Below are 12,924 nucleotides of genomic sequence, written 5' to 3' on the forward strand. Positions count from 1 at the left end.
GATGGTCCGCCTGGTCCGACCGGCGGCCTCACTCTTTGCGTAGGGCAGCGCCGCTTTGCTCAAGGTCGCGCTGGCTTTCCGTTGGCGCGCCGTTGCCTCAGAAGGCGCATGAGCAAGTTCCGTCTGTCCTTGCGCGGGACGAGTTCGATATCGCTGACAAGTTTTGCGCCGCCCTTGTGCCGCTCCAATGTGATCTTGCGGCTGTGGAAGGCCTCCAGCTCGGCGCGGTGCGCTACGCTTATGATGGTGACCTTCGGCAATTCGCGAATAATCATCTCCATCATCTTGTCCTGGCTCTTCTCATCGAGTGCCGACGTTGCCTCGTCCAGCACGATGATATCGGGGCGGTGCAGCAGAAGACGCGCAAAGGCGAGGCGCTGCTTTTCGCCACCCGACAAGGTCTGGTCCCATGGCGCGTCCTCCTCGATCCGGTCGTTGAGGTAGTCGAGCCCCACCTTGTCGAGGGCAGCCTTGATCTTATCCAGCGTCCAGTTGTCGGCGGCGCCTGGATAGGCGACAGCGCGGCGAAGCGTCCCGGTCGGGATGTAGGGCCGTTGCGGCAACATGAACAACCGTCTGTCGGCGCGGATGTTGACGCTGCCGCTACCCCATGGCCACAGACCCGCGACGGCCCGCACCAGCGTACTCTTGCCCGAGCCGGATTCGCCGGCGACGAGCACCCGCTCGCCTGGTTCGATCACGACCTCGGTTTCCTTGACCACGGCGGTGCCGTCGTCGAGCGACACGGAGAGATTGTTCAGGCTGAGCATCGCATCGCCGTCGGTCTCGCCGCGCTTTATGCGTCCCAGCGTGTTGCTCTGTTCCGCCCGCTCGAGCCCGTCGAGCGACATCATCAGCGAGGCGATGCGCCGAGCACAGGCGTTCCAATCGGCGAGACGGGGATAGTTGTCGACCAGCCATCCGAACGCGCCCTGCACGATGGCAAAGGCCGAGGCAGCCTGCATGACCTGTCCAAGTGTCATGCTGCCTTCGAGGAACTTTGGAGCGCAAAGCAAGACCGGCACGACAGGCGCAAACAGGCTCGACCCCTGAGACACCAGCGCCGTGCGCATGTGCTGGCCTGCAAGGAGCGCCCATTGCCTGAGCACATGGGCAAATGTCTTGTCCATGCCGCTGCGCTCCTCCTCCTCGCCGCCGAGCAATGCGATGCTCTCGCCGTTTTCCCGCACGCGCGTCAGCGTGTAGCGGAACTCGGCTTCCGCCTGATTTTTTTCCTCGGAGAGGTGGACGAAATGACGGCCAATGACCGCCATCGAAGTGGACGTGATCGCGGAATAGAGCACCGCGGTGATGACCAGGAAGCCGGGAATGGTGACGGTCGAACCTGCAATCGTCAGGGTCAGGGCGCCGCCGATCGTCCACAGCACCACGATGAAGGTCGAGGCCGACAGAAATGCGACGATGACACCGGCGATGAAATCGACGGGCGATTCGGTGGCAATCCGCAAATCCTCGGCGATGCGGGCTTCGGGGTTGCTATGATCGCCGCCGACGAGGTTCAGCTGATAGTAGCGGCCGCTTGCGAGCCAGCGCGCGATGACCGCGGTGGTGAGCCAGGACCGCCAGCGGCGCTGTATCCTCATGCGAAAAAAGACTTGCGCCACCACAAGGCTGGCGCTTCCGATCACGAGTGGCAGGAATACGGCGCTCAGCCAATATACGGTGTGGGCATTGCGTTGCTCAATGGCGTCGAAAATTGCGCGATTCCAGACATTGATCCCATACTGGAAGCCGACATTGGCGACGATCAGGACCAACAGCCCGATCGTCAACGGCCAGGCGACCCTGTCGCCGCTGCCGCTCCAGTAACCGCGCGCGCTGATCCAGAAGCGCTTAAGCAGGTATCTCTTGCGCGCCCGCTCGGCCTCTTCAGGTGTCAGCTCAGGATCGGGTTCGGTGACATCCGGCGGCGGCGCGGGCTGGCCGACGACCTCTGACGCGACTTCGACCGTCGATTGTTTCTCGTGGCGCGACTTCTCGGCATCGCGCGATTGGGCGCCGTCAACCGATTTCAGCTTAAATTTAGCCTCGGGCATCCGGCGATAACGGCTTAAAAATCAGAAGGTTTCATAGCGTCCGCTCGAGATCCCAGATGCCAACAACGCCAAGGCTTCTCAGCTGTTCCGGTGCTCGCAGCAGCCTATGGTCGTTCTCGATGACAGGCTTTGATCGTTGCGGGGCAGACCGCCGAGCGTCGGCTGCGGGTCAGTCTGCAACAAAGCATCACCTGCTGCGATCTCGACAATTCGCTTCAGGCTCTCAAGATTTGTCCGCATGCTGCATTCGAAGAGGCTGGACGCAAGCGGCGCGAGAAGTGCCATCGGCCGAGTCAACAGGATCGAGGAGGAGAGGTCATCTCGATTGCGATTGCGAGCATCTGCTGCCCAGCCGGACCGCGCCAGCCCCGAGTTCCGGAACAAGGGTGCGATTTTGCCGTTGAGCCAGAAACTGGAAGCGACCCGCATGTCCGAATTGCCGAACGAAGAGATCGAAGGGCGGCTGAACGCCCAGCGCGAGACTCTGGCGCTGGTCGTTGCGCTGCTTGCCAGCAAGGATACGGCACCCGAGCGAATATGGGCCGAACTGGAGGCCCGTTTTCAGTTTCAGAACAGTCAGGAGGACCCTGGCGTCCTGCCAAGCCGCGCATTCGCCATCGAAGCTGCGAAGATGCGGGAGTTCAAGCTGATCGCCGAAGAGGCGCAGGCGCGCAATGCGCAATGGAACGGCAGGGACAAGCCACAGGGCGCCAGCTGAAACCCCGGAGAGTGAATGCAGGACCGGCTATTTTACGATGACTGAGCAAGCGTCAGCTTTGCTGCAAAAGTGTACGTGCCAACTCTTGCCATTCCTCGTCAAGCGTTAAGGTCGACGGCGCCGCGTTGCTGCGGCGATACCAATATTCCGCATTCGACTGGTCGCCTTCCTTGCGGTGGAGATAGGCATGCACGTGCATGCCCGCCGTATCGTCGCGCTGCTGCGCGCATTCGTGCGCCTTAGCCCAATCGCCCTTTGCATCCCACCACAGCGCCTGCAGGGCAGGGCTCAAGCCGGCTGGCGGCTGTGGTTTTGCAATCGAATCCCTGAAGGCTTGCAGATCCATTTTCCACCTTAGCGACGGTGCAGGCGCCGATAATAACCGCGCCGGCAGCCGACCGCTAGCGCGCATCGGGCGGTATGGCCGGAATGGGTGTCGGCAGCGCTGAGCGCGGACGGCCGATAACCGCGCGGCCGGAGGCTTGATTCGATGGCGTGCATGAACTTGATTCGATGGCGTGCATGAAATAGTGCGCGCCACGACACCATGATGCCTGGGACAACGAGGATGAGTAGCGAGCCGATGACAGCCCCGACCAGCCGCGCCAATTCTACCCCGGCACCCGGGCCGACCTTAAACCGGGAGACCTGATCGAAGCCGGCCACAGCGCCAATTACGGCGTGCGAAAGCAGGCGGCCTGGGTCTATCTGAGCGGCACTCTGGATGAAGGACCATCTCGAACGGCTGAGGGCACAAGGCATCGAGGCAATCGATTGATCGCTGAGTCCTGCGATTGCCAAGCTTGACCTGGCTGACGGTCGGCAGTCTCATTTCTGCGTCGCAGCCGCCGCAAAATACGGTTCCACGTCCGCAATGGGGCCGCGAGTTGTCGTTGCTTGCAGGGCTGGAGAGCGGATGCTCCTTTCATCTGGCCGCGAACGTGATGATCTCTGGGCTCGAAGGGCCAAGTGGGCTGCCGTCAAAGTCGCCGAATTGCTGTTCGATCCGTAGCCCCGCGTTCCCCAGCAGGCTCGATAAGGCGTCCGTCTCGAGGAATCGCAAGGTGCTGCGACTAACTTGCGGAAGGCTCGGATGCTTTCCGCCGAACCTGTGGGTGAATGTCACCGTCTGTCCGTCGAACGGCATGATCACCTCTGTTGTGATCTGCACCAGCGATCCGTCAGGCAGCTCAACGACGACCGCATTTTCGGGTGTCCAGTGCTCCCACGCCCGCACCGAAGGGTTCCGCGTTTCGAACGCGAAGCATCCGCCTGGCACAAGGGCGTGTCGGACAGCCGCCATGAAATCCCTCAGGTCTTCGTCACTGACAAGGGCCTGGAATGCATGCCCCGTCATCACAATGAGATCAAACTCGGCTGTCCAGCCGGTCGATAGGAGATCGCCGAGAACCCTTTCGATATCCGCGCGCGTTCGTGCGCGATCCAACACGCCGGGTGCTGGGTCGATGCCGCAGAGCCGCCCTGAATGTCCAGCCAGGCGTGCCTCGTGAAGGAGGGTGCCCGTTCCACATCCGACATCAAGCACCGCGTCTGCTGTTAGAATGGGGGGCAGGTAGAAATCATAGTCGTCGCGCGCAGATCTCGGGTGCCAGGCATCGTAGACGGCAGCGAGATATGGGTCGGCGAAAAGCTGGTCGACCATAGGCGGTATTCCCAATCAACTTTGACTGTGCGAGCGGTGTCGCCGCGAGCATATAGCCCATAAGTAGCGTCGATCCTTACCGCACGACCTCGCGGTGGCCGCCGGGCAGGCGGGTGGCGATGAGCTTGTCGATGCGGCGGCCGTCGAGGTCGACGACCTCGAAGCGCCAGCCTTGCGCGTCGACGCATTCGCCGGTCGCCGGCAGATGGTGCAAATGCGACAGCACATAGCCGGCGACGGTTTCGTAATCGCGGTTCTCAGGCAGGTCGATGCCGAGGACCTCCGCCATCTCGTCGGCCTGCATGTAGCCGGCGAGCAGCCATGAGCCGTCCTCGCGCTTGACGGCGTTTTCCTCTTCGCCGGCATCGAGATCGGAACGGAAGACGCCGGTAATCGCTTCCAGTATGTCGGCCGGGGTGACGATGCCTTCGAAATGGCCGTATTCGTCATGCACCAGCGCCATCGGCACGTCGGATTCTTTCAGCGTCGCAAGCACGTCCAGCGCGTCGGCCTGGTCATGCACGATTGGCGCGGCGCGCACGTGCCGGCGCGGGTCGAGAGCGCGGCCGCCGAGCATTGCGGCCAGCACGTCGCGGGTCTGGACGACGCCGATCATGGCGTCGACGCCGCCGTCGCCGGCCGGCAGGCGCGAATGCTGGGTGTCCATCAGCAGCTTCCTGATGGCCGCCTCGTCGGATTGCAGATTGATCCAGTCGACCTCGGTGCGCGGCGTCATCACCGCGCGCACGGCACGGTCGCCGAGCCGCATGACGCCGGCGATCATCCGCCGTTCGTCGGATTCGATGGTGCCGTGGTGCTCGGCTTCGGCGACCAGCATCTTGATCTCCTCGTCGGTAACCTTATCCTCGCTCTGACCGCGCTGGCCAAGCAGCCACAGGAGGGCGCGGCCGGAAAAATCGAGCAGGAAGACCAGCGGCGCCGAGACGCTGGCGAGGATGGTCATTGCCGGGGCGACCCTGACGGCTACCCGTTCGGGGTCGCGCAATGCGATCTGCTTGGGCACCAGTTCGCCGATGATCAGCGAGCCATAGGTGATGAGGGCGACGACGATGCCGACGCCGAGCGGATCGGCGAGGCTTTCGCGGATGCCGGCCGACGCCAGGGAGGTGGCCAGCCGCTCGCCGAGCGTGGCGCCGGAAAAGGCACCGGACAAGACGCCGACCAAAGTGATGCCGATCTGCACCGAGGACAGGAATTTTCCCGGATTGGCGCCGAGCGCCAGGGCCCGGCCGGCGCCCTTGACGTTGCGGTCGATCATCGTCTTGAGGCGCGCCGGCCGCGACGAGACGATGGCGAGCTCGGACATCGACAGAAGGCCGTTAATGCAGATGAGGACGACCACGATGGCAATTTCAGCATAAAGCATGCCGGGTCCATAGCATTGCCGCGCTGTTTTCGAAAATAGGACGGTCGCGCTTTTTAAATTTAGCGAGCCGGGCAATCAGGCGGCACTCCTGCCACATCCCAGGGCGGCGCGGCAAAATGCTCGATCAGGGCGTCGACGACGACGCGCACCTTTGGCGCGAGATTGCGTGTTACCGGCCAGATGGCATGCACCACGGTGTTTTCGACAAGACTGTCCGACAGAACCATTTCGAGCTCGCCGCGCCTGATGCTGTCGGCCGTCAGCCATGTCGGCAGATAGACGATGCCGCAGCCGGCCAGTACCGCATCGAGCATCGGTTCGCCGTGACCGAGCACCAGCCGCGCCTTGGGCGCGAATTTTTCGAGACGGCCGTCGGCGTGCCTGACGGTCCAGGGATGGACCGTGCCGTCGCGGCCGTAGCCGATGAGGCTGTGCCTGGCCAGGTCCTCGATCGATTGCGGCCTGCCATGGGCGTCGAGATAGGCGGGGGCGGCGCAGACGCCCGAACGCTGGGCATAGATGCGGCGCGCGGCGAGCGACAAGCTGTCGTCGAGGTCGCCCATACGCACCGTCAGGTCGATGCCTTCCTCGATCAGGTCGACGCGCCGGTCGTTGAAGGAGATTTCCATCGTCAGATCCGGATATCTTTTGGAAATCTCGAACAGCACTGGGGCGACGCACCGGCGGCCGAAGGCCAGAGGCAGGTCGACACGAAGCCGGCCGGAAGGCACCTGCTTGCGGGAAGCGAGCAGCGACTGGGCGGCATCGATCTCGGCCAATGCCCTGACGCAGGCTTCGTAATAGCTCAGGCCCTCGCTGGTCGGGCTGAGGCTACGGGTGGTGCGGTTGAGCAGGCGAACGCCCAATCGCTGTTCCAGCTGCGCGATCGACTTGCCGACCGCCGATTTGGTGACATGCAGCCGCGCGCCGGCGCCGGTGAAGCTGCCGGCCTCCACCGCGTGAACGAATGCGACGATGCCTTGCAAATTGGCTGATTCCAATGAAGCGCCCCTATTGTAGAGTTTTGCTCCTTAATCTGTTGCAGAACATGCCACATGGAAGCACTTTTCTCCATAGTGAAACGGCGTAAATGTCTCGCGCAATCGTCAACCACGGAGCGCGAACCAAATGAGCACCGAAAACAGATCCTGGCAGATGAACGGTTTCGGCCTGTCCAGGTTGAAGCCGGCTGATGGAAAGCTGCCCCAAGCCGGGCCGCATGATCTTCTGGTACGCGTCACAGCGGTATCGCTGAATTATAAGGACAGGATGATCGTCGATGGCGTGCTGATACCGGACCTCAGCTTTCCGTTCGTGCCGACATCGGACGCGGTAGGCGAAGTAGTCGCCATCGGCAGCGAAGTCAGCCGCTTCGGCATTGGGCAGCGCGTGCTCGGCCAGGTGATCGCCGACTGGCCGGACGGCGACGCCCCGCCGGTGCTGCACAAGCATACGCTTGGTTCGTCACTGCCCGGCATGCTGTCCGAGCATGTGCTTTTTCATGAGGATGCCGCCGTGGCGGCGCCGCCGTCGCTCAGCGACGTCGAGGCATCGACGCTGCCGATTGCGGCGCTGACGGCGTGGTTCGCGCTGGTCGAGGCGGCCAAGCCGATCCCGGGCGAAACCGTTCTCATCCAGGGCACCGGCGGCGTGTCGCTGTTTGCGCTGCAATTTGCCGCCGCCTTCGGCCTGCGCGCCATCGTCACCTCGAGCAGCGACGAGAAGCTCGAACGGGCGAAGGCGCTCGGCGCCTGGCAAGGGATAAACTATCGCAGCCGGCCGGCGTGGGACGAGGCCGCGCGTGAGCTGACAAACGGCGCCGGCGTCAGCCACGTGCTGGAAATGGTCGGCGGCGACAATGCGCGACGCTCGCTCAACGCGCTGGGCGCCGACGGCCGGCTTTCGGTGATCGGCCTTCTCGGCAGCATGGAACTCAATTTTCCGGTCCTGCCGTTCATACGCAACCGGATCGTCGTACAAGGCATATCGATCGGCCACCGCCGCGCCTTCGAGCGAATGAACCAGGCGATCGAGACGCTCGCGATCAAGCCGGTGATCGACAAGGTGTTTGGCTTCGACGAGGTGCCGCAGGCATTTGAGCGTCTGGAGACAGGACCGTTCGGCAAGATCGTGATCACCGTGCCCTGAGCCCGTCGGGACGAAATGGCTGTCAGACGGGAAGGCCGATTGCGCGCCTACGGCAGTTGCAGCAGGACCCCGATGATGGCCCTGCCGTCGGTGAAATAGGGATCGCCTTCGCCGTTGCGCCCGGTCTTTGTGGCGCCGACGCCTGGTATCTCGCTGGTCGAGATCAGCATGCCGGCGGCGGAGAGGTCGTGCATCAGCCCGTCGCGCTCGGCGTCGACGTCGGGGCCGATATGATGGGTGATCGCGCCGGTGTCATGGCTGAGGCCGACGCCCCGGTCGAAGCTTGCCGAGCCGAGCCAGAGCGGCCGGCCGTCGTCTCCGGTCGCATGGGTCTGCCAGAAGCGGACGTGGTGGCGCCGGTCGGCGCTGTCGCCGACCGGCTTTTCGAAGGCTAGGTCCTGGGCGCGGCCTTCGAACAAAAGCCGGCTGACCGGCGCGTCGGGATAGGGGCGGTTGAACAGCACGCTTTCGCCGATCTCGATGGCGGTCTTCAGCGTGATGGCGTCTGCCGTATCCCAGCCGGCGACGGCAAAAGCATGGACAACCTCCTTCTTGGTGCCGACAAGGCCGACATTGATCGGATCGCCCGGAATGCCTTGCGGCGTGTGCGTCACCATCTCGAATTGCTGATTGCGAAAATTGCGGTCCCGTAACGTCCAGAACTCAGGCGCGGCGAAATAGGCGAGCGAAAGATAGGCGGCACAGCATGCCACCAGCCAGGTCGTTGCACGTCGTCGAAGGCTCCGTTGGCTCAAGAGGCACCACCCAAGCGTCTGCGCACCATCTTAACCGGCGCAGCAAGTCTTGGGCAGGGGCTGCAATCAGCGGCAGGCGCGATAGCCGTTCTTGCGGTTCTTGATGTCGAAATGGAAATGATTGCGGTGGTCGTAGTTATAGCCGGGGCCGAGCACGGTGGTGAAATACTGGCAGCCGTCGGCGCGCACATTGTTGAGGAAGCCGCGCGTGCGGAAGGCGAACAGGCCGGGCTTGCGGACGTCGATGTCGTCGCCATTGTTAAGCTCGATGCTCATCACGTCGAGCGCATTGCCCTTGCCGTGTTCCGACAAAACACCTTCGCCGGCAATCCTGCGGCAGGAATAGCTCGAGCCCTGGTGGATGGTCTTGACGCCTGAAAAATAGCGCCAGCGGGCCGACGGCACGAGTTCGTTCCTGGTCCAGCCGGCAAAGCTGGCGGCCATGTCGCAGGTCAGCGTCGCGGCCGGCTTCATCTCGACGCTGCCGATGGCCGACATCTTGACAGGATAATCGATGCCGCACTGGCCTTCATGGATCGGCGCAACATCGGTGTAGACGACGCCGAGGCGTTTCAGTTCCTTGCGGCAATCGATCTCGGTGGCCGGCATCTGTTCGGCCGGCGACATCGGGTTGTCCAGGCGCGGATAGGCGGCCGTCATAAAGGGATTGGACGGGACGAGGCGCTGCATACCCGAATATTGCGGCCCGGAATCTTGTGCGCCGGAATATTGCGCGCCGGAATTGGGCGGGACGGCAGCGGTCTGGCTGCCGACATCGACGGCCGGCTGCAGCGACAGCACGCTGCCGGTATTGCAGGCTGAGACCGCCGCCACGGCAAGCAGGGCGGCAAGCCTTCCGGCCATGCGCGCGCATTCTGTGTGCCGCGCAGCGGCAAGCGCAGCGCGAAATAGCCCGGCCATCGGAAGGGTTCCTGTCCCCAGATGGCACAGACTCTAAACCTGAAGAGTAAAGGAAAAATCAGCGGCGCCGTTCACGCCTGCGGCCAAATTGCGGCGCCCAGTACCGGCGGCCGGCGTCATTGGCAAAACGTGCCGCCATTGCGGCGCGGCTCGAGATCGAAATGGAGATGCAGCGAATGATCGGCATCGCTGCCGGGACCAAGCACGGTCTTGAACGGCCCGCAGGCCGCCTTGCGCACTGTGGCCAGGAATTTCGCGTCCTTTTCCGGCGGCGTTGGCCCGACATCGATCTCCTTGCCGTCGGAAAGCGTGAAGCTGGCGATGTCGAGCGCGTTGCCGAAGGCGTGCTCCGACAGTTTGCCGCCGGCGTGGCGCGGCCGGCAGACGAAGGCGGAGGCCTGGCCGATCGATTTGATATCCATGCCGAACTCGGCCTTTGCCGCAGGCTGGATGACCGAAGCAGCAAAGCGTGCGGCCGCTTCCGCCATCTGGCAATTGAGCTCTGGGTCCGGGCCGATGGCGATGGATTTGCCGAGCGTCTTCAGCACGATCGGGTAGGGGATCGAGCAACCGACCGCCGTATCATGCTCCGGCTTGCGCTCCTCGAAATCGACGCCCATCGACTTCAGCCGCCTGCGGCAGGCCAACTCCTCCGGCGGCATTTCTTTCCCGGCAATGGCGACCGATCGAGGATCTGGAAGGATTTTTTGCTCCGCCTTCTCGTCTGCCTCGGCGGGGTTTGGTGGCGCGACCGATGGGTTTGCCGGCGGCTCGGCCTGCGCCGGCTTTTCAGGCGGCTGCGGTGCGATCGCCGGTGGCTCCGGCTGCTCGGTCTTGGACTGGCCATTTTGGGGCTGATCGTTTTGAGGCTGACCGTTTTTGGGCCGCTCAGCCTCCGGAGCGGGGCGTGGTTCGGGGACCGGGATCTCGGTTGGCGATGGCGAAGTGGCTTCCCGGTTGGGCTGGGGAACCGGTGCGGTTTGCGGTAGTTCGGGCGCCTTGGCTAATGCAGGTCCCGCCAGCAGCGACGCCGCCGCAACGGCGAGCATCAGTCTGCACAATCCGGAAAAACCAAACGCCGCCATCAGCTCGCAACGGCCAGAATGCAGGGAAGTTGCCTTGGACGAAGGTTCGAGGCGATCACAATCGGTAACCGCGCCGTCACGCGCCGATCGCCTCCAGGCCTTCCTCGAGCCAGTCCGCCAGCAGCGGCATGCCGAGCAGATATTTTGCCGTGCGCTTGTTGGCGCGCTCGCGGGCGGCGGACAGCGCGTCCGTCCATTCCGTCGCGTCATAGTCGCCGCGGCCGACCCAGGCCAACGCAATCAGTTCGGCCGCTTCGTCGACATTGAGATCGTCGATCAGCTCGCGCAATTCTTCTTCGGTGAGATCTTCGGAGCTTTCCTCGGCAAGGCCGTCATGATGGTGGTTGTCGTGCGCGTTGCCGTCGAGCTCTACCTCGTGCTCGGCGCCGTCGGCATAGTCTTCGTTGACGGCGGCGCTGAGCGCCTTCGCCTTCAGGATGAACAGGCGCACGGTGTCGGGACCGATCGAAAGCTCCCAGTCTCGTTCAACGCGTTGCTGCACCGGCCGTCTCCCTGCTTCGTGCTCGGTCGGCCCGATGATAGCGGATTTGCAGCGCTCGTCACGTTATCTTGCGCGGCGGCGTTGATCGTGAGCATGATTTCCGATGCCCTCTCTTCCCGGGATAAGATGGCCTTGCTGGGAGAGATCGCGGTTTTGAGATAGGATGGCATTTTCCGGGGACGAAACGGCTTCGGCCCGGCGTTAGTGTTGCATTGTCAGGTTCAAAGGAGAGTGTAATGCGCAGACGATTGCTGATTTACGCCATGGCCATTGCCGCCCTGCCGCTGATTGCGGCTCCGGCGTTTTCGGCTGGTGAAGGCGGGGGAGGTGGTGGCGGCGGCGGCGGCAATGGCGGCGGCGGCCAGAGCCAGTGCAAGAAGGGGCAGGCCTGGGACAAGAAGCAGAAGAAATGTGTCTCGCCGAAGCAAGGCATGTTGGATGACGACAGCATCTATGATGCCGGTCGCGCGCTGGCGATGGATGGACGCTACGACGAGGCGATCGCCGTGCTCAGCCTCGCCGCCAACAAGCAGGACCCGCGCATCCTCAACTATCTCGGCTATTCGCACCGCCATTCCGGCCGCGTCACCGTCGGCCTCGGCTATTACGAGGAAGCGCTGCGCATGGACCCGAATTACACGCTGGTGCGCGAATATCTCGGCGAGGCGCACCTGCAGATCGGCGATCTTGCCGGCGCCCAGGAACAGCTCCGCGAGATCGAGAAGCGCACGGGCAAGGGGTCTCGCGAATACGGCATGCTGTCGGAGCAGATCGATCACTTCATGAGGAGCTGATCCGCCTTCCGGAACGCTGCTCATAACCGGCTGCGAGCGATCGCAGCCGGTTTTTTGCTGTGCTCACATGCTGCTCCGAACTGGAATTTGGCATCACGGTACACGTGATGCGCTCCTTGACGTTAGGTCAGCCGCGCAATCGGTGGATGATTTTTCAAAAACCGACTTTTTGGACGTGAAAAACCCGCGAAGATTGCTATATCTTGCAAGATTGTGGTGAGACGGTTCCGTTAGCGAGGCTGCCGGACCGTTTTCTTTTTGTACCATCGACAAGGTCGCTCCCGATTGCGGGGGCGGCGGCAGGAAAGGTCAGGCATTATGAACAAGGTCCCGATGACAGGCGAGGGGTTCGCGTCATTGAAGGAAGAACTGCGCTGGCGCCAGCAACAGGAGCGGCCGCGTATCATCGAGGCGATTTCCGAAGCGCGCTCGCATGGCGACCTCTCCGAAAATGCCGAATATCACGCGGCAAAAGAGGCACAGAGCCTCAATGAGGGCCGGGTCAACGAGCTCGAGGACCTGATCGCGCGGGCCGAGGTGATCGATGTCACCAAGCTCAGCGGCGACAAGGTCAAATTCGGCGCCACCGTGGTGCTGGTCGACGAGGATACCGAGGAGAAAAAGACCTACCAGATCGTCGGCGACCAGGAAGCGGACGTGAAATCCGGCCGCATCTCGATCTCCTCGCCGATCGCGCGCGCCCTGATTGGCAAGGAAGTCGGCGACGCCATCGAGGTCAACGCACCGGGCGGCGCCAGGGGCTACGAGATCGTCCAGGTGCAATTTATCTAGGGGATTGGCGCTGCTCTGCCTTCTCCCCCTGTGGGAGAAGGTGGCCTCGCGAAGCGAGGTCGGATGAGGGGTGTTCCAGCTTGGCTCCCTCCGCACTCCGTC

General features: G+C 63.0%; 14 protein-coding genes and 1 pseudogene. 5 read left to right on the forward strand and 10 right to left on the reverse strand.

Annotation, left to right across the window (positions count from 1 at the left end):
* Positions 1-59: 59 nt before the first annotated feature.
* Entirely contained in the window at positions 60-2,057 is a 1,998-nt protein-coding gene (locus NKJ15_RS15645) for an ABC transporter ATP-binding protein/permease (RefSeq protein WP_352816099.1), read from the reverse strand.
* 78 nt (positions 2,058-2,135) lie between these two features.
* The gene (locus NKJ15_RS15650; protein ID WP_352816101.1) at positions 2,136-2,486 is read right to left on the reverse strand and encodes a hypothetical protein; all 351 of its coding nucleotides are present in this window, start codon (positions 2,484-2,486) and stop codon (positions 2,136-2,138) included.
* Between NKJ15_RS15650 and NKJ15_RS15655 the strand changes: the two genes are divergently transcribed.
* Entirely contained in the window at positions 2,485-2,775 is a 291-nt protein-coding gene (locus tag NKJ15_RS15655; RefSeq protein WP_352816103.1) for a hypothetical protein, read from the forward strand. The genes NKJ15_RS15650 and NKJ15_RS15655 overlap by 2 nt on opposite strands.
* 52 nt (positions 2,776-2,827) lie before the next feature.
* Here NKJ15_RS15655 and NKJ15_RS15660 read toward each other — a convergent pair whose 3' ends face one another.
* Positions 2,828-3,121, reverse strand: a complete 294-nt coding sequence (locus NKJ15_RS15660) for a hypothetical protein (RefSeq protein WP_352450453.1) — start codon at positions 3,119-3,121, stop codon at positions 2,828-2,830.
* Positions 3,122-3,396: 275 nt separating this feature from the next.
* Between NKJ15_RS15660 and NKJ15_RS15665 the strand changes: the two are divergent.
* Positions 3,397-3,582, forward strand: a pseudogene (locus NKJ15_RS15665) (NAD(+)--rifampin ADP-ribosyltransferase); the annotation flags it as partial.
* Positions 3,583-3,700: 118 nt separating this feature from the next.
* Here NKJ15_RS15665 and NKJ15_RS15670 read toward each other — a convergent pair.
* The 3 genes from NKJ15_RS15670 to NKJ15_RS15680 all read right to left on the reverse strand — a co-directional run bounded on the left by NKJ15_RS15670 (position 3,701) and on the right by NKJ15_RS15680 (position 6,826).
* Positions 3,701-4,438, reverse strand: a complete 738-nt coding sequence (locus NKJ15_RS15670) for a class I SAM-dependent DNA methyltransferase (RefSeq protein ID WP_352816105.1) — start codon at positions 4,436-4,438, stop codon at positions 3,701-3,703.
* 76 nt (positions 4,439-4,514) lie between these two features.
* Positions 4,515-5,825 carry a hemolysin family protein gene (locus NKJ15_RS15675; protein ID WP_352775078.1) on the reverse strand — a complete coding sequence of 437 codons (1,311 nt, stop codon included), beginning with the start codon at positions 5,823-5,825 and terminating at the stop codon, positions 4,515-4,517.
* A gap of 59 nt (positions 5,826-5,884) precedes the next feature.
* Complete coding sequence (locus tag NKJ15_RS15680; RefSeq protein ID WP_352541054.1) at positions 5,885-6,826, reverse strand: LysR family transcriptional regulator; 942 nt, start codon at positions 6,824-6,826, stop codon at positions 5,885-5,887.
* Positions 6,827-6,953: 127 nt separating this feature from the next.
* On the opposite strand from NKJ15_RS15680, the gene NKJ15_RS15685 reads away from it, so the two are divergent.
* Positions 6,954-7,973, forward strand: a complete 1,020-nt coding sequence (locus NKJ15_RS15685) for a zinc-dependent alcohol dehydrogenase family protein (protein WP_352816108.1) — start codon at positions 6,954-6,956, stop codon at positions 7,971-7,973.
* Positions 7,974-8,020: 47 nt separating this feature from the next.
* Here NKJ15_RS15685 and NKJ15_RS15690 read toward each other — a convergent pair whose 3' ends face one another.
* From NKJ15_RS15690 to NKJ15_RS15705, 4 genes are all read right to left on the reverse strand, one after another.
* The gene (locus NKJ15_RS15690) at positions 8,021-8,728 is read right to left on the reverse strand and encodes an LssY C-terminal domain-containing protein (protein WP_352541056.1); all 708 of its coding nucleotides are present in this window, start codon (positions 8,726-8,728) and stop codon (positions 8,021-8,023) included.
* Positions 8,729-8,794: 66 nt separating this feature from the next.
* Complete coding sequence (locus NKJ15_RS15695) at positions 8,795-9,649, reverse strand: extensin-like domain-containing protein (RefSeq protein ID WP_352816110.1); 855 nt, start codon at positions 9,647-9,649, stop codon at positions 8,795-8,797.
* Positions 9,650-9,765: 116 nt separating this feature from the next.
* Positions 9,766-10,698 (reverse strand): extensin-like domain-containing protein, encoded by a 933-nt coding sequence (locus tag NKJ15_RS15700; RefSeq protein WP_352816112.1) that lies wholly within the window; start codon positions 10,696-10,698, stop codon positions 9,766-9,768.
* A 112-nt stretch (positions 10,699-10,810) separates the two neighbouring features.
* Complete coding sequence (locus tag NKJ15_RS15705; RefSeq protein WP_023678354.1) at positions 10,811-11,236, reverse strand: DUF3775 domain-containing protein; 426 nt, start codon at positions 11,234-11,236, stop codon at positions 10,811-10,813.
* 236 nt (positions 11,237-11,472) lie between these two features.
* Here NKJ15_RS15705 and NKJ15_RS15710 point away from each other — a divergent pair, with 236 nt between their 5' ends.
* Both NKJ15_RS15710 and greA read left to right on the forward strand, forming a co-directional pair.
* Complete coding sequence (locus tag NKJ15_RS15710) at positions 11,473-12,030, forward strand: tetratricopeptide repeat protein (RefSeq protein WP_352816115.1); 558 nt, start codon at positions 11,473-11,475, stop codon at positions 12,028-12,030.
* A gap of 318 nt (positions 12,031-12,348) precedes the next feature.
* Complete coding sequence (greA, locus tag NKJ15_RS15715; RefSeq protein ID WP_023719113.1) at positions 12,349-12,822, forward strand: transcription elongation factor GreA; 474 nt, start codon at positions 12,349-12,351, stop codon at positions 12,820-12,822.
* The last annotated feature ends 102 nt before the right edge of the window (positions 12,823-12,924 follow it).

Source organism: Mesorhizobium sp. M0207, assembly GCF_040321995.1.
GTDB lineage: Bacteria > Pseudomonadota > Alphaproteobacteria > Rhizobiales > Rhizobiaceae > Mesorhizobium.